The organism is Mycobacterium sp. E3251, assembly GCF_001666835.1.
GTDB lineage: Bacteria > Actinomycetota > Actinomycetes > Mycobacteriales > Mycobacteriaceae > Mycobacterium.
The window spans coordinates 18,515-39,562 of sequence record NZ_LZJF01000168.1 but is presented as its reverse complement, the minus strand read 5'-3'; the positions used below and the strand labels follow the sequence as shown (position 1 = coordinate 39,562).

General features: G+C 65.4%; 22 protein-coding genes. 6 read left to right on the top strand and 16 right to left on the bottom strand.

Annotated elements, in window-relative coordinates:
* Positions 1–31 precede the first annotated feature (31 nt).
* Positions 32–661, bottom strand: a complete 630-nt coding sequence (locus tag A5697_RS21095; protein ID WP_068011926.1) for a cysteine hydrolase — start codon at positions 659–661, stop codon at positions 32–34.
* 50 nt (positions 662–711) lie between these two features.
* Between A5697_RS21095 and A5697_RS21090 the strand changes: the two genes are divergently transcribed.
* Complete coding sequence (locus A5697_RS21090) at positions 712–1,149, top strand: nuclear transport factor 2 family protein (RefSeq protein ID WP_068011925.1); 438 nt, start codon at positions 712–714, stop codon at positions 1,147–1,149.
* Between the two features lie 7 nt (positions 1,150–1,156).
* Here the strand turns inward: A5697_RS21090 and A5697_RS21085 are convergent, their stop codons facing one another.
* Positions 1,157–2,059, bottom strand: coding sequence for a TIGR03619 family F420-dependent LLM class oxidoreductase (locus A5697_RS21085; protein WP_068011924.1), 903 nt, complete (start codon positions 2,057–2,059; stop codon positions 1,157–1,159).
* A complete protein-coding gene (locus A5697_RS21080; protein ID WP_068011923.1) occupies positions 2,056–3,171 on the bottom strand; it encodes an acyl-CoA dehydrogenase family protein in 1,116 nt (371 codons plus the stop codon). The genes A5697_RS21085 and A5697_RS21080 overlap by 4 nt, the downstream gene beginning before the upstream one ends.
* 243 nt (positions 3,172–3,414) lie before the next feature.
* Here A5697_RS21080 and A5697_RS21075 point away from each other — a divergent pair, with 243 nt between their 5' ends.
* Genes A5697_RS21075 through A5697_RS21060 form a run of 4 tightly spaced genes read left to right on the top strand, consistent with a single transcriptional unit; the run spans position 3,415 to position 8,333 of the window.
* Positions 3,415–4,614, top strand: a complete 1,200-nt coding sequence (locus A5697_RS21075; protein WP_369806139.1) for an amidohydrolase family protein — start codon at positions 3,415–3,417, stop codon at positions 4,612–4,614.
* A 7-nt stretch (positions 4,615–4,621) separates the two neighbouring features.
* Positions 4,622–5,581 carry an acyl-CoA dehydrogenase family protein gene (locus A5697_RS21070; RefSeq protein ID WP_068011921.1) on the top strand — a complete coding sequence of 320 codons (960 nt, stop codon included), beginning with the start codon at positions 4,622–4,624 and terminating at the stop codon, positions 5,579–5,581.
* Positions 5,578–6,780: an acyl-CoA dehydrogenase family protein gene (locus A5697_RS21065; RefSeq protein ID WP_068011920.1), complete on the top strand. Its 1,203-nt coding sequence runs from the start codon at positions 5,578–5,580 to the stop codon at positions 6,778–6,780. The genes A5697_RS21070 and A5697_RS21065 overlap by 4 nt, the downstream gene beginning before the upstream one ends.
* Entirely contained in the window at positions 6,777–8,333 is a 1,557-nt protein-coding gene (locus tag A5697_RS21060; protein WP_068011919.1) for a class I adenylate-forming enzyme family protein, read from the top strand. Before A5697_RS21065 ends, A5697_RS21060 begins: the two co-directional genes overlap by 4 nt.
* Before the next feature lie 73 nt (positions 8,334–8,406).
* On the opposite strand, the gene A5697_RS21055 is transcribed toward A5697_RS21060, so the two are convergent.
* The 12 genes from A5697_RS21055 to A5697_RS21000 form a co-directional block, all read right to left on the bottom strand.
* A complete protein-coding gene (locus A5697_RS21055) occupies positions 8,407–9,585 on the bottom strand; it encodes an amidohydrolase family protein (protein WP_068011918.1) in 1,179 nt (392 codons plus the stop codon).
* Positions 9,586–9,819: 234 nt separating this feature from the next.
* Complete coding sequence (locus A5697_RS21050) at positions 9,820–10,578, bottom strand: SDR family NAD(P)-dependent oxidoreductase (protein ID WP_068011917.1); 759 nt, start codon at positions 10,576–10,578, stop codon at positions 9,820–9,822.
* Positions 10,575–11,177, bottom strand: a complete 603-nt coding sequence (locus A5697_RS21045) for an SDR family oxidoreductase (RefSeq protein WP_068011916.1) — start codon at positions 11,175–11,177, stop codon at positions 10,575–10,577. Before A5697_RS21045 ends, A5697_RS21050 begins: the two co-directional genes overlap by 4 nt.
* 12 nt (positions 11,178–11,189) lie before the next feature.
* A complete protein-coding gene (locus tag A5697_RS21040; RefSeq protein WP_068011915.1) occupies positions 11,190–11,630 on the bottom strand; it encodes a hypothetical protein in 441 nt (146 codons plus the stop codon).
* 18 nt (positions 11,631–11,648) lie between these two features.
* Entirely contained in the window at positions 11,649–12,308 is a 660-nt protein-coding gene (locus A5697_RS21035) for a hypothetical protein (protein ID WP_068011914.1), read from the bottom strand.
* A gap of 60 nt (positions 12,309–12,368) precedes the next feature.
* Positions 12,369–12,554, bottom strand: a complete 186-nt coding sequence (locus A5697_RS21030; RefSeq protein WP_068011913.1) for a hypothetical protein — start codon at positions 12,552–12,554, stop codon at positions 12,369–12,371.
* A 266-nt stretch (positions 12,555–12,820) separates the two neighbouring features.
* Positions 12,821–14,281 (bottom strand): class I adenylate-forming enzyme family protein, encoded by a 1,461-nt coding sequence (locus A5697_RS21025; RefSeq protein ID WP_068011912.1) that lies wholly within the window; start codon positions 14,279–14,281, stop codon positions 12,821–12,823.
* On the bottom strand, positions 14,278–15,078 hold the full coding sequence (locus A5697_RS21020; protein WP_068011911.1) for an enoyl-CoA hydratase/isomerase family protein: 801 nt from the start codon (positions 15,076–15,078) through the stop codon (positions 14,278–14,280). The genes A5697_RS21025 and A5697_RS21020 overlap by 4 nt, the downstream gene beginning before the upstream one ends.
* On the bottom strand, positions 15,075–15,890 hold the full coding sequence (locus A5697_RS21015; RefSeq protein WP_068011910.1) for an enoyl-CoA hydratase/isomerase family protein: 816 nt from the start codon (positions 15,888–15,890) through the stop codon (positions 15,075–15,077). The genes A5697_RS21020 and A5697_RS21015 overlap by 4 nt, the downstream gene beginning before the upstream one ends.
* Positions 15,887–17,134 carry an acyl-CoA dehydrogenase family protein gene (locus A5697_RS21010; protein WP_068011909.1) on the bottom strand — a complete coding sequence of 416 codons (1,248 nt, stop codon included), beginning with the start codon at positions 17,132–17,134 and terminating at the stop codon, positions 15,887–15,889. Before A5697_RS21010 ends, A5697_RS21015 begins: the two co-directional genes overlap by 4 nt.
* 6 nt (positions 17,135–17,140) lie before the next feature.
* Positions 17,141–17,947 (bottom strand): enoyl-CoA hydratase/isomerase family protein, encoded by an 807-nt coding sequence (locus tag A5697_RS21005; RefSeq protein ID WP_068011908.1) that lies wholly within the window; start codon positions 17,945–17,947, stop codon positions 17,141–17,143.
* A 4-nt stretch (positions 17,948–17,951) separates the two neighbouring features.
* The gene (locus A5697_RS21000) at positions 17,952–19,202 is read right to left on the bottom strand and encodes a hypothetical protein (RefSeq protein WP_068011907.1); all 1,251 of its coding nucleotides are present in this window, start codon (positions 19,200–19,202) and stop codon (positions 17,952–17,954) included.
* A 52-nt stretch (positions 19,203–19,254) separates the two neighbouring features.
* On the opposite strand from A5697_RS21000, the gene A5697_RS20995 reads away from it, so the two are divergent.
* On the top strand, positions 19,255–20,082 hold the full coding sequence (locus A5697_RS20995) for an enoyl-CoA hydratase/isomerase family protein (protein WP_068011906.1): 828 nt from the start codon (positions 19,255–19,257) through the stop codon (positions 20,080–20,082).
* A gap of 10 nt (positions 20,083–20,092) precedes the next feature.
* Here the strand turns inward: A5697_RS20995 and A5697_RS20990 are convergent, their stop codons facing one another.
* Positions 20,093–20,959, bottom strand: coding sequence for an SDR family NAD(P)-dependent oxidoreductase (locus A5697_RS20990; RefSeq protein WP_068011905.1), 867 nt, complete (start codon positions 20,957–20,959; stop codon positions 20,093–20,095).
* Positions 20,960–21,048: the final 89 nt, after the last annotated feature.

The window sequence follows — 21,048 nt, the reverse complement described above, 5'->3', positions numbered from 1 at the left end:
CTTAACATCCAGGCAGGGGTGGTGTTATCGGTCAGGTCAACGCATTCCACACGTCGATAACCGCACCGGACGTGGTTACCGTGGCCAGCAGGGACAGCGTGTTGTCGATGACCGCATCTGCGTACTCTCGCGGGAATCCACTGACCGCATCGCGCGGCAACACGAATTGGTAACCGCGGTTGACCGCGTCCATGACAAAATTCGTGATGGCCACGTTGACCGAAACGCCCACCCCCACAATCGTCTTGACGCCCAGGTTGCGCAGCACAGAGTCGAGATCGGTCCCGCCCATCGGGCCGAGGCCATGGATGCGAGTGAGCACGAGGTCGGTATCGGCGGGACCCAACTCGGGCAGCACCGATGCCCCGGCACTGCCGGGCGTGAGGTCGACGGGGAAGGACTTGCCGGCCGCGAACAACCGGGCGTTCGTGTTGGAGCCGCGACCGTCCGCGCGCCGCTGGGTGAGACAGTGCACGACTGCGACGCCGGCCGTCCTGGCGGCCTCGACCAAGTTGACGATGTTGGGCACGGCCTCGCGTTGGGCTTCTTCGGCGAGCAGCGGCAGGCCGGCCTGCGGCCCTATCACCCCGCCCTGGCATTCCTGGGTGACCAGCACTGTGGTGGCAGGATCGATCAGGTCTTTCAGGCTTGGTTGCGGCATGAGAATAGACGTTATCGTGTCGCGGACGGGAATTTTCGACAGGAGGACCGATGGAGGCGTGGGAGCTCGAGGTTCGGGAGTCGGTGCGGCAGACGTTGGCTGACTACACCGCGGCCACAGATCGATTCGATCTTCGCGCCCTGGCGGCGTGCTTCGGCGACAATGGCGTGCTGGAGTTCACCGGAGGCGCTAAGCCGCTGAGGGGACCCTCGGAGATCGAGGCGGGTCTCGGCGCCGCTGTGACCCAGTCGGGAGAACCCGGGCGGCTGGCGCCGACTCATGTCCGCCACCACCTCTCCAGCATCCGGTTCGGGTCGGTGGCGCGCGACAGGGTGGAAGTCAGCAGTTACTTTGCCGTCCACACCGACATCGGGCTCGACCACTGGGGGCGCTACCGCGACGTACTGACACCCGTCAACGGTCGGTGGTTGTTTGCCCATCGCCGGATCATGGTGGACGCCTTCGCCACCGGCAGTCTGATGGCCTGACAACGCGTCACCCCGCGATGAACTCGTCGGCGAAGGCGCGGGAGCGGTCGATGAGTTCGGACCGGTCGGCGCCGGCCGGTGCGATGGTCAGCCAGGTGACCCCGGCCGCCTCGAGCCGTGCGATGGTCGCGTGGCGCTCGTCGGCCGACTTGCCGTCGTCCAGCAGGTTGCCCGCCGAGAAGCAGATGTCCAGCGGTGTGGTGCGGCCGATCTCGCCCGCGTATTGCTTGGCCCAGTCGATGGCGAGTTCCAAGTCGTCGATTGTGGAGATCTCCGCGGTGCGCGACGCCGCCGCATAGCCAAATGTGTTGAACGGGGCCCAGCCCTGTGCGCGTGACACCGCCCGGCGAACCGCCGCCTTGCTGTTGCCGCCGACCCACACCGGGGGTGGAGTCGCGGGCAGCGGGCGCAGCCGTACACCGCGGGCACCGAACGACGTCCCGTCGTAGGCGAGGTCCTCGCCGGTGAGCACCTTGTCCAGCACATCGAGCGCCTCGTCGAGGAGTGCGCCCCGTTTGTCGAAATCGACTCCCAGGGCCTTGAATTCGGGCTTCAGGTAGCCCGCGGCGGTGCCTAGGATCAGCCGCCCCCCGGAGAGCACAGCGAGGCTTTGGATCGATTTGGCGCCGAGGAACGGGTTGCGGTAGGCGGCGATGTAGACGTTGGTCAGAAGTTTGACACGACTCGTGGCGGCGGCGGCGAACGCCAACGCCACGAACGGATCAAGGGCGTGGTGCCCGCCGTGGTCAAGCCACTTTGCGTCCGGCGCGGGGTGGTCGGTGACGTGGACCGCGCCGAACCCGCATGCCTCGGCTGCGCGCGCGATGTCGGCGATCGCATCAGCGGTCACGAACTGGTCGACCGCCTCGACGCGTTGGGTGGGCAATTCGAGGGAGAATGAAACGGTCACAACGGTCCTTTCGGTGCGGGGACGAGCGTGGCCAGGCGTTGGGCGTGATAATCGGGGTCGCCGAAGATCAACTGGGTGGCCTTGGCGCGCCTGACGAAGAGGTGGGCGTCGTGTTCCCAGGTGAAACCGATACCGCCGTGGATGCGCATGTTGTCGAGCGCGACGTGCAGGAAGGCCTCTGAACAGACGAGTTTGGCAACCGATGCTGCGGTCGGCAGGTCGTCGGTGTGAGCCACATCGGCCGCATGCTCAACGGCCGACCGTGCACCCTCCACCTCGACCAGCATGTCCGCGCAGCGGTGCTTGATCGCCTGGAAACTGCCGATCGGCCGACCGAATTGAATTCGGTGCTTGGCATAGTCGACGCCCATATCCAGGCAGCGTTGCGCTGCGCCAACCTGTTCGGCCGTCAGCGCAACGATCGCCAAGTCCGATGTGCGTGCCAGGAAATCCGCAGCGCCGCCGTCGGTGCCGATCAACGTCGCTTGCGCACCGGCGAATTCGAGCCTGGCGAGCTTACGGGTGCGGTCGAGGCCGGCCAGCGGCGTGCGATGGACCCCCTCTCGCCCGGTCCGAATGGCGACCAGAGAGACGCCGGTGTCGGTGTTGGCCGCGGCAAGGATGATGTCCGCGGTGTGGCCATCGATCACGAGCGGTGCCTCACCGTGGATCCGGTAGTCCGGTCCGGCCCCCTCGGCCCGCAATGTCACGGCGGCGGGGTCCCAGGCGCCAAGGCGGCCGTTGAGGATCAGCGTCGCGGTGGCAGAGCCGTCAACGAAGCCGGGGATGAACTCTTCGGCCGCGGCATCATCGCCGCTGGAGAGAATGGCCTGGGTGGCCATGGCTAGGGTGGCGAAGAAGGGGGAGCACAGCAACGCGCGCCCCATTTCCTGGAAGACGACCGCCAGTTCGGCCATGCCCGCACCCGCCCCACCCCATTGCTCGGGAACCCCGATGCCGTGCAACCCCAACTCGCCGGCCATCTGGCGCCACGATGCCTCGTCGTAGCCGGTTTCCGTCGCCATCAACTTGCGCACGGTCTCGCTGGGCGATGTGGCCGTCAGGTAGTCCCGAACGACGTTGCGGAGCTGATCGAGTTCACTCGTGGGCATGCGCAGCCTCCCGATGCAGCCGCGTCACGGAATCAGAACGAACCCGTATGCGCGTGGGCGCCGGTTCGATCGTGTTGTCCGCCAGCGATTGTGAAGGTGCCATGTCTCCTCTGCGCGGTCGCACTCGAGTTGGTGGGCCTGTGCGCAAGCGCTCCGGCCGGCCAGCCGGGATGGCCATTGCCGAATCAGGATAGTATGTTTCTTGAGATTAGAGAATTTGTATTCTCGCTAAGGAGCGAAGCGGTGACGACGACGAAACTGGATTACGGCATCTTTGACTGTGACACCCACTGCTACGAGACGCGCGACGCGTTCACCCGCTATCTGCCGGAGGAATTCCGGGATCGGGCGATCACCACCGTGCGGGGAGCCGACGGCGTCGAGGTAATCCTGGCGGGGCACCGCGTGGCCACCTTCAACAGCGAGGGCGGTCTGGGACTTGACGTCGCTTACCGGCCCGGCTCGCTCAAGGAGATGCTCAAGCAAATGGGATCGGGCAACCCCGAGGAGTCTTACGAGCCGCAGCCCATGCAACCGGAATTCATCGAGCGTGCGGCACGCCTGGCCGTCATGGCGGACCAGAACATCGAGCGTATGGTCATCTACCCAAGCGGTATGGCGCTGGCGGCCGAGCACTATGTCAATGACACACCCGCGCTCTATGCCAATCTGCGCTCGTTCAACCGATGGTTTGATGAGGAGTGGGGTTTCAACTACGAAGATAGGATCTACGCCACGGCGCTGATGTCGTTGCGCGACTTGGATTCTGCGATCGCAGAGACGGAGGCGATCATCGCGCAGGGCGCAAAGTTCGTGTTGCTGCCGACCGGGCCGGCCTACGGCCGGTCCCCGGGCGACCCTTACTTCGACCCCGTCTACGCGCGGTTGGAGGAGGCCGGCTGCGTCCTGGTCTTCCACATCATGCCGTTCTGGTATTTCGACGCGATCTCACCCGCATGGGGACAAAACCCCGATCCGGCCTCGTGGCACATGTCGGCGTGGCAGTGGATGAACATCTACGGGCAACGGCCCATCGAGGAGACGTTGTCCGCGCTCATCTTCGACAACCTCTTCGGTCGTTTCCCCCGTCTGAACGTCCTCGTCGCCGAACACGGCGCGGAATGGGTGCCGTTCTTCGTCAGGCACATGGACAAGAGCCGCGGCATGGGCCGTAACGGTCCATGGATCGGCGGAAAGTTGACGGAGCGGCCGTCAGCGATCTTCCGCCGTCATGTCCGCGTAGTGCCGTATCCCGAGGACGACATCCCGGCGGTCGTCGCGGGGCTCGGATACGACGACTGCCTGGTCATGGGGTCCGATTACCCGCACGCCGAAGGCCTCGCCGAGCCGGCCGAATTCGCCAGACTGCTCGATCCCCTCGACGACGCCGCCAAGCGGCGGATCATGCGCGACAACGCCCACCAACTGCTCACCCCCAGTTAATAGCGCGATGGCGGACGAGGACGTCGACCTCGAGCTGTTGAGAGCGTCGGCGCGGGACTTCCTGGCCGAGCGCGGCGAGAGGGGAACGGTCAAGGACCTCGCGGCGATGGATTGGACCGGTCTGCTCGTCGATGAGGCGATGGGCGGCGCCGGCTGGCGTCCGGTCGAGGCCTGCGTGGTGGCCGAGGAGCTCGGGCGAGCGCAGGACGGGTCGGCGTGGTTCGGAACCACGATGGGCGCCGCGGCGCTTGCCACCGCGCCCGAGGACGTCAGGGAACAGTGGTTGCCCGGGCTGCTCACCGGCACGGCGACGGGCGGCTTCGCGACCCTCGACGAGCCCGCGCGGGTGATCCGCGGTGATGAGGCGGACGCCGTATTCTTGGTGGGAAGCAACGGAATTCACCTACTGCGTGACCTGGATCGGGCCCGGTTCGAACGGGACGTGGATCTGCTCGACGTCACCAGAACGGTGTGGCGTGTCGACCTCACCGACGTGCGCAGTGCTGTGATCGGATCCCCCGACCGGGCCGACGAACTGGTCGCCGTCGCTCGTCTGTTGGTTGCCGCCGACTCCGTGGGCGCGGTGTCGATGACCCTTGAGCGGCTGACGGCATACCTCAAGGAGCGCGTCGCGTTCGGAGCACCGATCGCGAGTTTTCAAGCGGTTCAGCACCGGCTCGTGGAGCTACTGGTCTTCGAGGTCAAGGCGCGCGCCATCGTCATGCGGGCCGCGCGGGCAGTCGCTGCGGCCGACGAACGGGCGTCAGTGCTGACGGCGGCGGCGCATGCGTTCGTCGCCGGCCACGCAACCGCCGCCGTCGACGAGTGCATGCAACTCTCGGGCGGTATCGGATTCACCTGGGAGTACCCACTGCATTACGAGCTGCGTCGCGTGTTCGACAACGGTCATCTGATCGGCACGGCGCGATCGAGCCGCGCGCTGCTGGCGGAGGTGTCGGGTTGGTGAGCGTATTCGGGAGCCGGCCCAGCGATGCGCAGCTGGCCGACTTCAGGGACCGGGTCAGGGCGCACATCGCCCAACATGCACCGCCGATCGAAGCGCGGGAAGGCCACCGGGCGCCAGAGACTCCCGAACAAGAAGCCCTGCTGCGCACCTGGTTCGCCAGCCTCTTCGAGGCGGGGCTAGCGGGCGCGGACTGGCCGGTCGAATACGGCGGTCGCGACGACCACCACCCGCTGCACGACCGCATCGTGAGCGAGGAGGTCCTCCGCGCCAGGGCGCCACGCCCGGTGGACCAAGTGAACCTCGCCGCGCACGTCCTCCTGCACTTTGGATCCGACGAGCAGAAGCAACGGCTGTTGCCGCCCATTCGGCGCAGCGAGCACGTCTGGTGCCAACTGCTCAGTGAACCCGATGCGGGCAGCGATATCGCCGCAGTGCGCAGCCGCGGCGTGCAGCAAGCCGATGGCGATTGGCTCATCGACGGGCAGAAGACGTGGATTACCGACGGGCACTGGGCCGACATGGGTCTCGCCCTGATCCGCACCGACCCGGCCTCGTCGCGGCATCACGGCCTGTCGGTTTTCGCCGTGCCGCTGTCCGCAGAGGGTATCGAGATTCGCCCGATCCGGACGATCGGCGACGCGATCGAGGTCAACGAGGTCTTCCTGACTGGAGTCACGCTTGGGGCGGACAGCCTGATCGGCGAAGCAGGCCAGGGCTGGTCGATCATCATGGCGGGCCTGGACTTTGAACGGTTCGGCATCGGCGGGAACGTCATCCTGCTCGAACTGTTGATCGACGATCTGGTCACCGCGGCCAATTACTCGCTCATCGACGGCGCGCCAGCGCTGGACTCGGGTGACATCCGCCAGCAGGTCGCCGAGTTGGCCGTCGAGGTCGAAGTGGCCAAGGCGTTCATCGACGACCACGTGGACCGGCTGACATCGGGTGACGAACAGCCTGGAGACGGCTCGATAGCGAAGTTGAGCTTTGCCGAGACCTATCACCGGGTCGCGGCGTACGGCGCTCGGCTGGCGGCGTCTGCGACGGTCGTCGCGGCCGCAGACGACGATGTGCGGGAGGCGAAAGAACGCTTGCGCGAATGCTGGCTGTGGTCGCGCGCGTACACGATATCGGGTGGCAGCTCGGAGATGATGCGCAACATCCTCGCCAAGCGCAGACTGCACTTGCCGAGCCGGTGACCGTCCATCCCGTCGCGCAGACCTACTGGTCGCTGATCGAGGCCGCAGCTCAGGCGCATCCCGGACGGGTGGTCCTCGCCGACGATCACGGGCGAAAGCTGTCCTGCGCACAGCTGCGGGAGGCCGCCGTGACGTGCGCGGCGGCCTTGGCGGAGCGCGGTATCGGTGCCGGCACCGTGGTGTCATGGCAGCTGCCGAGCACGCTGGAGACGATGGTCGTCATGGCGGCACTGGCGCGGCTAGGTGCGGTTCAGAACCCGGTGCTGCCGATCTGGCGCGAGAGCGAATTACAGTTCGTGATAACGCAACTCGGTACAGAGGTGCTGATCGTGCCGGGATTGTGGCGTAACTTCGACCACACGTCGCTCGCGCACCGCCTCGCCCGTGAGAGGCGAATGTCGGTCATAGTCTTCGACCACGACGCGCCCATCACCGGCGGGCTTCGGCTGCCGGCGGGCGATCCGCGGGTGCTGCCTCCGCCGCCGACCGGCACCGAGAATCCGCGGTGGATCTACTATTCGTCGGGCACGACGGCCGCACCGAAAGGCGCACGACACTGCGACCGCTCGGTCATCGCGGGTTCGGCCGGGGTGGTCGGCATCGTCGGGGCGTCCAGCAGGGACGTCAACCCCATCGCGTTTCCGGTTTCGCACATCGGCGGCGCCGCCATGCTCGCCGCGGCTCTGCGCACCGGCATGCGACTCGTGCTGTTCGACGCATTCGATCCCGTTGAGACCCCGTTCGCCATCGCGGCGCATCGCCCGACTCTGCTGGGCAGCGCGACCCCGTTCTTCGTTGCGTTCATGGCGGCACAGCGCGCACACGGTGCCGAGCCGCTCTATCCCGATCTGCGAGGATGTGTCGGCGGCGGTGCGCCCATCACCCCCAAGCTTGGTCGCGAAGTGCGGCAGCTGTTTTCAGTCGACGGCGTGGCTAATTCTTGGGGCCTGACCGAGTTCCCGGTCGCCACTTCGCAGGCGCCCAACGGGCCTGCGGAGCTGCTGGATCACACCGTCGGCAAACCGGTTCCCGGCGTTGTGGTACGCGTTGTCGACGCGTCAGAGCGACAAGTCACGCGCGGCGTCGAAGGGGAACTGCGGCTCAAGGGGCCACCGTGTTTCCTGGGCTACGTCGACTCCTCCATGGATGCCCAGGCGTTCGACGACGACGGCTGGTTCCGCACAGGCGATCTCGGTCGCATCGATGACGACGGCAATGTCGTCGTCACCGGGCGGATCAAGGACGCGATCATCCGCAACGCCGAGAACATTTCGGCACTGGAGATCGAGGGCGTGCTGGCCAGCCACCCGTCGGTGGCGGACGTCGCGGTGATCGGCGTGCCCGACGAGCGAACCGGAGAACGCGTCTGCGCGGTTGTCGTCGCGCACCCCGGCGCGGAGGTGACGCTGTCATCGATCTTCGAACATTGTCAAGCTCAAGGATTGAGCAAGCACAAGACGCCGGAACAACTGGAAATCGTTGACGCGCTTCCTCGCAACGTTACCGGCAAGTTGCTCAAGACGGAGTTACGGGGTCGGTACGGTAGTCGGTAAGTGATTGGCCCACCTAATGGGCGGTATCCGCGCGGATGTCGCCCCGGAAGCCGAAGCGCTCGAAGGAACGCGGCTAGAGGCCGATGAGTTCCTTGAGGTTGGCTCCCATCACTCGCGCCGTGGTGGGCGCGGGAAGGGTCTCGAGTTCCTTGACGAAGTCGGCGGGCTCGGCGAGTCCCTCCGGATGCGGATAGTCTGATCCGAACATCACCCGATCTGCACCGAGAATGTCGATCAGGTGCGACATGTCTTCCTCGTGAAAGGGGTTTACCCACACGTGCCTGCGGAAGACGTCACAGGGGTGCTCGCTGAACTCGCGCGGCTTCTTGCGGTACACCCGATCGAACACATCCATCAGGCGCTGGGCCCATGACCCGCCGTTCTCGACCACACCGATGCGCAGTCCGGGGAACCGCTCGAACACCCCGTGGGCGATGAACGCCGCTAGCGTGTCGAAGATGTGGCGGCTCTCTTCATAGATGAAGCCGCGGAACTTGGTCAGCTGAAAGCCCTGGAATTCCTCGCCGCTCTCCCAGTCGGACAGGTAGCGGTCGTACCCGGAGTCGGAGTTGTGCATCTGCACGGAGATGCCCGAGGACTCAACCAGCCGCCAGAATTCGTCGAATTCCGGCAGGGCGGCTGACCGCGACGTGCCGTCCTCCCGGGGAACCGGCGCCGGCCGGATCAGCACCGTCTTGGCGCCGTTTTCCAGGCACCACTCGAGTTCCGCGACGCCCTTCGCGGGATCGTTGAGCGAGATCGCGGGGACCGGGTAGATGCGGTCCTTGAAGTTGAACGTCCAGTCGTCGAGCAGCCAGCGGTTGAATGCGTGGGTGACCGCATGGGTGAGCTCCGTGTCGGATTTCGTCCGCTCCTCGAGCATGCCCGCCGTCGTCGGAAACATCAGCGCGCCGTCGACGCCTTGGCGGTCCATCAAAGCCAAACGCAGGTCCGGGCGTCGGAACTCGTCCGGGCAGCGGATCGGCTCGGCAAGTTCGCGCAGGCTCTTACCCTCCGGGTTGATCCCGCGGTAGTAGTCGGCCCATGCACCTGGGGTGGGAATCACTTCGTAGGTCGGGTTCGGAATGGTCTCGGTGATCACGCCGAGGATCTGGAGTTTCGTGCGGCCATTGACGTCGACGAATTTCAGCGCCTCGGAGTACTTCTCCGGCAAATACCGCGTGTAGGCGTCGATCGTCTCGTACATGTGATTGTCCGCATCCCACACTTCGAACGCCTTGGGGTGGGGCATCGTGGTTCCTTTCGAGACGCTGTCAAACCGGCCAAAATCGCCTTGCGCTTCATCGATGTTCCATCAAGCGATAGGCGGGGCGTCGATTGGTAACGCCACTACCAATCAGCGAGAGTAGGCGTTCTCGCATTGAAAGCTATCGTAGAACGGCCGCCGGTCGCAAGGTCGGTGACATGATGGAGCGCCGATGAGGTGCGCGGCTTTACCCAGAACGAGACCGATTTCAACGACGTCCTAGAGGTTGGTGAAGTGCCCGCCGTCGACCCCGATGGTCTGTCCGGTGAGGTATCGGGCGCGCGGACCCACGAGAAAAGTGACGGCCGAACCGATGTCGATCTGCGGATCGCCGATGCGGCCGAGTGGGATGCGTCGCGCAAGCCGCTCCTCCATTGCGGGGTCTGCTTCGATGGCTGCGGTCATAGCGGGTGAATATGCAAGCGGTGAAATGACGTTGACGGTGATGCCATGAGATCCCCATTCGCGCGCCAGGCTTTTCGCAAAGCCCCGCAGTGCGCCCTTCATGGAGGCGTATAGCGGCAGCGTGGCGCTGCCCTCGATACCTGCGGGCGAGGTCATCACCAAGAAGGTCCCTCCGCGTTCGCGCAGTGCCTCGAAGGCCGCGCTTGCGCAGTGATAGGCGCCGGTCACCGAGACGCCGATGTGGTCCTGCCACAACGCCTCATCGACGTCCTCAAGGTGGTGCGGCTGGCTGGATGCGTTGCATGTGGCGTTGTGGATGAGCGCATCGAGACGCCCGGTGTCATTCACCGCGGCCTCGACGGCGCCGACAACGGACTCTCTGACGGTGACATCACAGCGGACCCAGCCCGCTCGATGACCGCCCTCGACGATCTCGGTGGCGACGGACCTTCCGTTCTCCGATCGGGTGGCGACGAAGACGTGCGCGCCGTCGATCGCCAGCGCGCGGGCGATGCCGCGCCCCACACCGCCACCGGCTCCGGTGACCAGCACGGTGTAACCGTTGAGGGTCATGGGAGCATCACGGCTCCGCCGTCGACGATGACGGTTTCGCCCACGAGGCCCGCGACCTCGTGCTTGAGCAGGAATCGTGCCGTCTCGACTATCGATTCGATGAGCGCGTCATCGTCCTGGAGCGCGGCCGCGGTCACGTGGCCGGCCGATGCGCTCAGTCGGGGCTCGAAAAGATGTAGCGGGGCGGCAACCATATTGACGATCACGTGTTGAGAAGCCCATTGGCGGGCGGCGGACTTGGCCATCGCGCGGATGCCCTCGAGCGCGGTGGTGTACGGGACGAGGTATGGTGCCCCGGTCATTCCGATGGACGGCATCACCAGGACGATCCGTCCGCCGTTCTGGTGCATCGAGGAATACGACCGTTGTAACGCATTCAGCACTTGACGCATCGGACGTTCGGCGAATCGGCGCCAATCGGTCGCACTCAAAGTGCCGACGTGAGTTGGTTCGAGCAATGGATCGACTCCGGCAACGATGACGACGTTGTCCGACTCCGGCTGAGTCGATTCGTCGATGTCGTGGACCACTGATTTGAGACTCGCTGCGATCGCCCACGAGACGGCATCGCTGCGCCCGATGACGTGCGGGGCTGTCATGTTCGCACTGACCTACGGTTTTGGCGCCGAAGGCGCCTTCGCTTGCCGTGCGATCCGCTCATCGTGGATCGTCACCAGTTCGCGGAAGCCGATTCGGTTGTACCGCGGGTGGGGTTGTACTCCCCAGTCGTCCTTCGCGGTGTGCTGCCCAGCCGCTTCGGGGGCGCCGCCGAACGGCGGCCCGCCGATGGGGTAGGGCTGCGTGCACTCGAGTGTGTCGTCGGAGTAGCGCACCTTCAGCAATTCGCTGCAGATTTGCGTGAGCGAAAGCGTGGGCCAGCCATACCAGACCGCGATCACCGGAACGGTGAGCGACCCCTCGATCACCAACCCGAACAGGCAGACGAACAGGCCTCGCTTGAGCCACTTATGCATCCGCGCCCAGGTCGAGGTCGTGCCGGGAGGCAGCGATTCGGCCGATGCGCTCGCTTGCACGGTTGATTCAGACACCATTGGCCCTTTCCGGATCACTCAGTCCGAGAAGATTTCCCGATTCACGGTGTGCAGGTAGGGGATCGCAAGGAACGGCGTGATGTAAAAGACGTTGTAGGCCCACCAGGCCAGCACCGGCAGGCCCACCGCCGCGTAGCGGACATCGGCATACAACGTCATGTTGAAGATGTAGCCGGTCCACACCACCACGCCGAACCAGCACGTCACAATCATCCACTGGTGGCCCCACCGCTTCATCTGCAGGAAGCCGATCGCCGCGGCCATCCGCATGGGAAAGGCGATGAGCACGCACACGAGGACCCACGCCTTCTCCCCAGGCGCACCCGCACCTCCGATCCAAAGTTCGTTGTAGTGCCAGAAATATCCCCCATCCATCAGATTCCCCCACGCGGTGAACACGGTGCGGGTGATCAGGGCGTGATTGGCGAACAAGTCGAGCGCCCAGCCGATGCTGTTCAGCGCCGCGTCCAGGATGATGACGTAGCCGATGAGCGTGACCATCAGCGGACGCACCGACAGCCCTTCGCGTTGGGCATTGCGCAACAGGTACAAGCCGCGCAAGAAGAGGGGGAGCCCGACGACGCCGAGCACGAGGGTGCCCATCAGTGCCGTGCCCGCTATCAGCCAGAGATCCGCCCGTCGTTGTGCCCGACGGCTCTGAAGGTCATGTTCGTCCAAAGGCGATGAAGCGAAGTGGGGTTCACCGCGAGATGACTTCGCAGAGGGCGATCGCATGGGCTACCAATCTCTGGTGAGCAACATCGAAAGCTGGATGAGAAACATCGTCAGCAGCACGCCGTATATCCAGACCTGGAAGACGATGAGCCCGCGTCGACGCCGACGATCCTGTTCGTCCACCGCGCTGATTCCTCCTTGCTGGTCAAATGCGGGTGAGGCCATGCGCACCTCGGCGATCTCGCGCAAGCGCTGTCCGCACTGCCGGAGGGATCCGGGAGGGGCCCACCGCTGCGGTCAGAACGTGCCGATGTTCGACAACATCCAGTAAAAGAAGGCGACCAGTGCGCACATGACACCCCAGGTGACCGCCATCCGCACCAATTCCTCGATCACATCCCTGGCTCCTGACTCCGGCGGTCGCTGGGTTCGAACGCAAACCTTCCTAGAATGTTAGCAGCATTCTCAATTTAGAGAATCCGGATTATCTAAATGTGTGATTTGCCGGTTCAGGTTCACGCATTGGCCATGGCGGCGAGCTCACGCTTGACCACCTTGCCGACGTCGTTGCGCGGCAGCCGATCGACGAACACGAATCGCACAGGCACGCGGTACGGCGTCAATCGATCCCGGCACCACTCGGTGAGGCTCTCTTCTGTCACGGCCTGATCACGTCGCACGACGAATGCCCAAGGCACCTCGCCGAGCCGCTCATCGGGGATGCCCACGACGGCGGCATCCCGCACCCCGCCGGCGGCGAGGATGACGTCTTCGACGGTGCCCGGAAAAACCTTGAGACCGCCGCGGTTGATCATGTCGGACACCCGGCCGTCGAGCCAGAGGAACCCGTCGTCGTCGAACCAGCCCAAATCGCCGGTGTGAAACCAGCCGTCATCCGTGAGCCGGTCGAGGAACGCCGGATCGATGTTGCGCGCCGCCGTCGTCGGCGTGCGCACCATCACCTCGTCATCGGCAATGGTGACGTCGATGCCGGGCAGAGGCCGCCCCACCGAGCCGAGTTTGGTCTCTCCCCACTCGCGGGCATCGGCTGCCGACCAGCCCACCACTTCACCGCCGAGTTCCGTTTGGCCGTAGGAGTTCAGCACGATCACCCCGAACTTGTCCCTGAAGCGGGCAGCTTGAACGGGTGACAGGGGAGCGGTGATCGACCGCACGATCTTCAGCGGCGACAAGTCGGTGACCGAGTCGTCGTGCAACACCATGGTGAGCGCCGCAGGCGGCAGTACCGTGGATCGCAATTGGTGCCGCCGAACCAGCGCGGCGAAGTCCGACGGGGAGAATCGCTCCATCAGCACCACGCCCGAACCCGCCCGGAACGCGAACAGCACCTGGTAGATACCCGCCCACAACGACAACGACAACGGCACGAGGTTCGGCATCGGCGGACGCTTCGGTGCGTCGGTAGTGGCTTTCGTCCCACGAAGTTTCGCCAACAGCCGGTCGATCAGGTCGAGCACCGTGGTGTGCCGAAGCGGCACCGGCTTCGGCGGGCCCGTGGTGCCGGAGGTGAACTGCAACAGTGCCACATCGCCGTCGTAGGGCCGTGCCGCTGCCGGTTGGTCGCACTTTCGCGTAATGGCCCAGGCCAATGCATCGCCGGTGATGACCGAGATGTCAAAGGTCGAGAAACGTTGCGCGAGGGCGGGCGTCGTGATGACGGCAACGGGACGCAATGTCTTCAGCTGGGCTGCGAGCTCGGCGTCGGCCGCCCTCGGGTTCAGCGGTGTGTACACCCCGGCGGCCAGCCACGTGCCGAAGAGCGCGGCGACGGTGATCGCGTCGTTGGGCAGCATGGCGGCCACGACCTGGCCCTGCGTCAGTCCGCACTCGGTGAGCAGCGCGCCCAGCTGGTCGGCACTGGTGACCAGATCGTCACGCGACACGGCGTTCTTGTCGGCACCCAGCACGTGCACGGCGACCTCCGGCAGGCCGTTCAACAGGTCGGCGAGACTCACGAATCAGCCTCCAACGGAGCCCAATTCGGAGTTCGCCTGTCCGCGAAGGCAAGGGGGCCCTCGTTCTGGTCGGGATGGCCCCACATCGATGTCAGGTGCTTCGCACCTTCCCGGCACGCATCGGTCAGGCCGTATTCGAGTGCGCCCCACAGCGCACGCTTGGTGGCGCGCATCGCGGCGGGCGAGTTTCTGGCGATCTTCTCGGCCAGCTCCTGGGCGACGTCGCGCAGCTTTTCGGGCGGATCCACGACCTGGCTGATCATGCCGAGCTGGTACGCGCGTTGGGCGCTGAGCCGTTCGTGGCTGCCTACCAGAGCCATCCGCAGCACGGCCTCGGCCGGCATCTTGCGCATCAGCGCGATGGTTTCCAAGGCGCTGACCTGACCGATCGACACGTGCGGATCGACGAAGCTCGCATCCGACGACGCGATGACGACGTCGGCGTCGGCCACCCAGTGCAGCCCGCCGCCGGCGCACACCCCGTTGACGGCAGTGATGACCGGCTTCTCGACATTGCAGTGCCACGCCGTCAACTTGAGGTCCAGTGTGCGCATGGTCTCCTGAAACTGCAGCACGGCCTCGCCGTCGAGCTCCTCGACGTCGGCGCCCACCTGGAACGCCCGCCCGTTGCCGGTGTGCACGATCACGCGAACATCGGGGTCGGCGTTCAGTTCCGCCCACGCCCTGGGGAATTCCTCGCGCATCACGGCGTCGTAGGCGTTGAGCCGTTCCGGCCGGTCGTTGATGATCCAGCCGACCGGCCCGCGCCGCTCGACGACCAACCTTTGGTATGTCATGACGCTTCCACCGTGTCCGACAACGGGTGCCACCGCGGCGTGCGCTTCTCGCGCCATGCCCTGGCGCCCTCGCCGTGATCCGGGTGATTGCGGAGCTGCCAGATCCGCTCGGCGGCCTCCCCACGGGCCTGCGTCATGCCGACGTCCAGGGAACGCCACAACGCCTTCTTGGTGGCGCGCAAAGCGGTCGGCGAATTTTCGGCGATCGCGGTGGCGAGCCGCCCCGCCGCGGCGCGGAGGCGATCGGCGGCTACCACCTCGGACACGATGCCCAACTCGTAGGCGCGGTGTGCCGAGATGCGTTCGCCATTGCCGCTCAACGCCATTCGAGTAATTGCTTCCATCGGTGACTTGCGAAGCAGCGTGATCGCCTCATAGGCGACGGCCTGGCCGAGCGACACGTGCGGGTCGACGAACGACGCCTGCTCGGCCGCGATCACGATGTCGGCGTCGGCCACCAGATGCAGACCGCCGCCCGCGCAAACACCGTTGACGGCCGCGATCACCGGCTTCCACACTCCGCAGTGCCACGACGAAATCTTGAGCTCCGCGTCCCGGGTCCGACGTGAATGCCGGCGCATCGCCTCCTTGTTGCGCGCAACCTGCACCACGTCCATGCCGGTGCAGAACGCCTTGCCGTTGGCCGTGTTGACGATCACCCGGACACCGGGATCGGCATCCAGGTCGGCCCAGGCGATCTCCAGTTCGTCGAGCATCAACGAATCGAAGGCGTTGCCCGCGTCCGGCCTGTTCAGGATGAGCCAGCCGATCCCATCGGACTTCTCCACGATCAACCGCTGGTAAGTGCTCACGAGCGCGGAATATCCTTCCAAGGCTTGCCCTTCCAGGGGTCGGGCTCCCTGGGAAGCCCGAGCACACGCTCGCCCAGGATGTTCTTGTTGATGTCGGTGGTGCCTCCCTCGGTCCCGTTCGCGAGGCTGCGCAGCATGCCGTGAACATCGCGGGGCAGGGAGTCCGGGTCGTCGGTCGCCGGCCAAGCGACCGCGTCGGTTCCCAGCAAATCCACCATGAGGTCCTGGATTTGTTGGTTCAGCGTGGCCTGGTGCACTTTGCCGATCGATGATGCGGCTCCCGGGGACTGGCCGGCCGAAAGCGCCGCCCTGACGAGGTCATTGGTCCAGCCACGGATCTGCTCCTGGGCCCACAACCGCATGATCTTGTCCCGGACGACCGGATCGCTCCATCGGCCGGTCTCGCGCGCCAGGACGATCAGGCGGTCGGCGCCGGAGCCACCGAGCCGGCCCATGCCCCCAGAGCCGGAGCCCGAAACCATCTGTCGCTCGCTGGACAACGTCGACGCGCTGACCCGCCAGCCGTCGTTGACCTCGCCTACCCGGTGCGCGTCAGGGATCCGGGCATTGTCGATGAAGACCTCGTTGAACTCCGCCTCGCCGGTGATCTGGCGTAGCGGTCGGACCTCGACGCCGGGTTGATGCATGTCGAGCAGGAAGTATGTGATGCCCTTGTGTTTGGGCGCCTCCGGATCGGTTCTCGCGAGCAGGATCGCGAAGGCGGCCTCGTCGGCCCACGTAGTCCAAACCTTTTGGCCCGAAATCACCCACTCGTCCGCGTCCCGAACCGCCCGCGTTGCCAACGATGCGAGGTCCGACCCGGCGCCCGGCTCGCTGAAGAGCTGACACCATTTCTCCTCGTTGCGCACGATCGGCGGCAGGAAGCGCAGCCGTTGCTCTTCGGTGCCGTGGCTGAACAGCGCTGCCGCAGCATTGTTGAGCCCCAACGGGTTCAGCCGGGACAGCCGCAGCGGGCGCAATACCTGATCGATCGCCCGGGCGACCTCATTGCCGATACCCAGACCGCCGTATTCCCGCGCCCAGGTCGGCACGACAAGACCGGACGCGGCGAAGACCGGATACCACTGTCGATACTCTGTGGCGCTACGCACCGCACGCAGAGCAGCTGGACCCTCGGCGGCTGCCCTGCGCCAGGAGGCGGGTACCTCCCTGTCGACCCATTGCTCGACCGCGGCGACCGCATCTGCGGCGCTGGTCGTCTCACTGATCGGCAGCGGGCTCATGATCGTCTAACGCCCTTGGAACTTCGCGTCACGTCTGTCGCGAAAGGCGGCCAGCCCCTCTTTGAAATCCTCGCTGCGGCTCGACAACTCGAGCGCCATCGCCTCGTTCTGCAGGTGCCGGTCGAGGTCGAGGCCGTTGCCGCTGTGCAGCAGCCACTTGGTGAGGCCCAGCGCCACCGTGGGCGCATCACCAAGGCCGGCAATCAGTTCGCTTGCCGCGGCCTCCAATTCGTCGACCGGGGCGGCGGCGTGGATGATGTTCCACTCGGCAGCGGTGGTTCCGGTGATCTCCTTGCCCAGCATCAGCAGCTGCCGGGTGCGGACCAGGCCGATCAGACGTGGCAGCAGCCAGGCCGCGCCGCTGTCGGGGGTGAAACCGCGGGCCATGAACGGTTCCCAGAACCGCGCATCCTCGGCGGCGACACAGAAGTCGGAGGCCAGTGCGATGTGGAATCCGAGCCCGGCGGCCCAGCCCCGCACTACGGACACGATGGGCACCTGAGTCTCGAGCATCAACGGGATCAACCGGTTCGCTTTGTTGGGCAGCCGGCGCTGTGTGCTGCCCACCCTGGGCTTTCGCTCGGAGCGGGTGTTGTTGGCGATCAGGTCGGACCCGGCGCAGAAGTCGGGTCCCGCGGCGTCGATCCTGATGACGCGGACGGACTCGTCGATACCCGCGGCGGCGAAATGCGCGATCATCGCGTCGAGCATGACGTCGTTGACTGCGTTGCGGCGATCCTCGCGGTCCAACCTCAATTGCAAGACCGCACCGTGTTGTTCCGCCTTGAGACCGGGCACGCTGTCGTAAGTCATGGGCTCAGGTTTCGGCGAATCGTGCGGCCACGGCGGTGAGCAGGTCCGCGAGGTTGGTCGCCCGCCCAGGGGGATCGGGTAGTCGGACGGGTCCGTGTTCGCGGCTGGGGAGCAGAATCGTGGCCGTGCCCGGCGCCGTGATCTGGCCACGATGATTCGTCGCCGCCAACTCGAGATCGACGGCCGGACGATCGTCCTCGGCGAGGTACTTGCGGACCACCGTCCCGGTGATGGTGTGCAGATCGCCGACGTAGTTGAAGAGCCGGAATTCGCAGGCGAGCTTCCACAGCCAGCCGTCGTCACCCATCCAGTCGGTGCACAGATGAATGAGCCACGTCTCGCGCATCCGGCCGTAGTCGAAGGTGGTGGGGTTACCCGCATTGCGGGCTGCCTCCGGTTCCCAGTGCACGCGCTGCTGCGCATCCGGCACACCGTATTCGTTGGGCGTGTAGAAACGGGGGATGCGCTGCCGATTGCGCCATGCCAGTCGCAGGGGCCGCACCCCATACATGCCGGTCCCCATGCCGACGTGCCAGCAGACCATGTCGGTGACCGTCAGCGGTCCCTTTGTCAGGGCGCCGATGTCGTCACCCTCGGCAACGTCCTCCCACCATCGCGGTTCGGCGCCACGCGGGGTTTCGCGCGCGTATCTCTCGTCCAATTCCGCGATCTCGTCCGGCGTCCACGACTTCAGTTCGACGGCCTCGTACTTCTTGCGGCCGCGTGCCTTGCTGCGTTCGGTGCGGATCATGTTGCGGTACTGCGCACCCAAGATGACGTCTTCGTCGTCTCGAAACACCTGTGCCGACCACTCGTGGATGGCCCGATCGGCGAATTCGCTGCTCTTGTCCAGGGCCGCGACCAGAGCGTTGCGCCGGAAAACGCGATGATTGGCCCGCAGCGGCGCCCACCACTCACGCGACGAGGACGCGTAGAAGGCGTGAACGCCGCGCAAGGGGTCACCCTTGGTCAGCGCGCGGTCTTCGTCGGAGAGCGTGGTCACCTCGTCCTCACCTATCAAGGTGTCGCCCCCGACGAGCGCGGGTGGCGCGATCGACTCGCCCCATACGGATTTGGCGGCGTACTCCGCGTCGGTCCACAACGGGTTGGCGTCGCCGTAGCTCTCCGCCACGTGGCGGAAGCAGTCTTCGTTCGGTCTGAAGTAGTGCGGCGGCTGAGTGTGCGGAACTGTGATCCCGATGGTGGCCCGCAACCGGGCCAACCCCTCGTCGGTAATCTGACCGGTTTCCGGCATGGAAATTAAGATACCCGAAAAGCGGAAACGCCGTTAACGCAGGGATGAGGATATGAGCGAGCAAACATCGGGCATCCTGGTGGCCGTCGGCGACGACGGGGTACTACGAATCACCATCGACCGCGCTGATGCCGGAAATTCGTTGTCGCCCTTCGCACGTCAGGCGCTCAACGATGCTTTCACCCTGGCCCATGACCGGTCTGACGTGCGTGCCGTGCTGCTGAGCGCAACGGGTGACCGGCATTTCTGTACCGGCGCCGGTTTGCCGTCACAGACGGCAAGCGCTGATCCGCAATCGAAACCCATAGCGGACAAGCGGCCCGGTGACATCGCTCGCATGCTCCAGCAAGGCTGGCAGCGATTGATTTCCTCGATGCTGGATTGCGACAAACCTGTCGTGGCCGCCGTCAACGGTACGGCGGCGGGCGCCGGCGCCAGCTTGGTAATGGCATCCGATCTGGTGGTGATGTCGGCGCAGGCCAGGCTCGTTGAGGCGTTTGTGCACCGCGGCATCCTGCCCGATTCGGGGGCCATCCACCTCCTGACGAGAATCGTCGGTCTGCGCAAGGCCACCGAACTCTTGATGCTCGGTGAACCGGTCGATGCCGCCACCTGCGAGAAGCTCGGGCTGGTCAATCGCGTGACCGCACCGGAAGACACCCGCGCGGTCGCCGAGGAATTCGCGGTACGGCTGGCGGCGGGCCCGACGGTGATGCTGGCCCTGACCAAACGGCTGTTGTCGGTGTCGTCGGAGTCGGATCGACACCGCGCATTCGAGCAGGAGGCCTGGGCCCAGGAGGTGGTGTCGCACACCGCCGACCTCCAAGAGGGCCTCGCCTCGTTCGCGGAACGTCGAGAGCCCAAGTTTCTCGGTCGCTGACCGGCTCCCGCTAGGCGGCGGTGGGTCCGCCCCGAATGGTGAACGTGGCGCTGTCGTCGATCTCGTCGATCGACGACGCCACGGACTCGGCGGTCAAGGCGGTGTCTTCGATTCCCTTGGTGACGCCGATGAACACCCGTGACACCTTCCCGGCGCCGACCGAGTAGATGTGCGCGGTTCGGTCGCACGTCGGATGGCACAGGTAGACCACCACAGGGGTGACAAGCTCGGGATGCATGGCCTTGCCGGCCTCACCCATGATGTCCTCGGTCATCCGCGTTCGCGCGATGGGGGCGATCGCGTTGATCGCGATGCCATTGCGGGCACCCTCGATGGCGAGGACGTGCATCATGCCGACGAGGCCCATCTTCGCGGCGCCGTAGTTTGCCTGGCCGAAATTGCCGAAAAGCCCAGTGCCAGAAGTGGTCTGAACGATTCGTCCGTAATTCTGCGCCCGCATGATCGGCCACACCGCCCGTGTCACGTTGAAGGCGCCGGCCAGGTGTACCGCTATGACCGCGTCGACCTGCTCGGCGGTCATGTTCTTGAACGCTGCGTCGCGCAGAATTCCCGCATTGTTGACCAGAATGTCCACCTGACCGAAGGCGTCCATCGCCGCCGCGACGATCGCCGCGCCGCCCTCCTCGGTGGCCACCGAGTCACCGTTGGCGATCGCGCTGCCACCCGCGGCCGTGATCTCGTCGACGACGGATTGGGCCGCCGACGTCGACGCGCCGCTGCCGTCCACACTGCTGCCCAGGTCGTTCACCACGACTCGGGCGCCACGCCGGGCCAGCTCGAGGGCGTGACAGCGGCCAAGCCCGCCACCGGCACCGGTGACGATGGCCACCTGATTATCGAAAGTCATTGACTCCATGCGTGAGAGGTTACATTTACTGAATCGAGAGCAGTAATTTGCATCGGAAGGACATCCATGACCGGCCCCACTGAATTGCTGCGGCGTGC

Coding starts and splice junctions, on each gene's coding strand:
- A5697_RS21045 (WP_068011916.1), bottom strand. CDS start 11,177: ATGACAGCCCCGCACGTCATCGGGCGCAGCGATGCCGTCTCGTGGGCG.
- A5697_RS20990 (WP_068011905.1), bottom strand. CDS start 20,959: ATGGAGTCAATGACTTTCGATAATCAGGTGGCCATCGTCACCGGTGCC.
- A5697_RS21050 (WP_068011917.1), bottom strand. CDS start 10,578: ATGACCCTCAACGGTTACACCGTGCTGGTCACCGGAGCCGGTGGCGGT.
- A5697_RS21010 (WP_068011909.1), bottom strand. CDS start 17,134: ATGAGCCCGCTGCCGATCAGTGAGACGACCAGCGCCGCAGATGCGGTC.
- A5697_RS21090 (WP_068011925.1), top strand. CDS start 712: ATGGAGGCGTGGGAGCTCGAGGTTCGGGAGTCGGTGCGGCAGACGTTG.
- A5697_RS21005 (WP_068011908.1), bottom strand. CDS start 17,947: ATGACTTACGACAGCGTGCCCGGTCTCAAGGCGGAACAACACGGTGCG.
- A5697_RS21000 (WP_068011907.1), bottom strand. CDS start 19,202: ATGCCGGAAACCGGTCAGATTACCGACGAGGGGTTGGCCCGGTTGCGG.
- A5697_RS21070 (WP_068011921.1), top strand. CDS start 4,622: ATGGCGGACGAGGACGTCGACCTCGAGCTGTTGAGAGCGTCGGCGCGG.
- A5697_RS20995 (WP_068011906.1), top strand. CDS start 19,255: ATGAGCGAGCAAACATCGGGCATCCTGGTGGCCGTCGGCGACGACGGG.
- A5697_RS21040 (WP_068011915.1), bottom strand. CDS start 11,630: ATGGTGTCTGAATCAACCGTGCAAGCGAGCGCATCGGCCGAATCGCTG.
- A5697_RS21020 (WP_068011911.1), bottom strand. CDS start 15,078: ATGACATACCAAAGGTTGGTCGTCGAGCGGCGCGGGCCGGTCGGCTGG.
- A5697_RS21080 (WP_068011923.1), bottom strand. CDS start 3,171: ATGCCCACGAGTGAACTCGATCAGCTCCGCAACGTCGTTCGGGACTAC.
- A5697_RS21095 (WP_068011926.1), bottom strand. CDS start 661: ATGCCGCAACCAAGCCTGAAAGACCTGATCGATCCTGCCACCACAGTG.
- A5697_RS21055 (WP_068011918.1), bottom strand. CDS start 9,585: ATGCCCCACCCCAAGGCGTTCGAAGTGTGGGATGCGGACAATCACATG.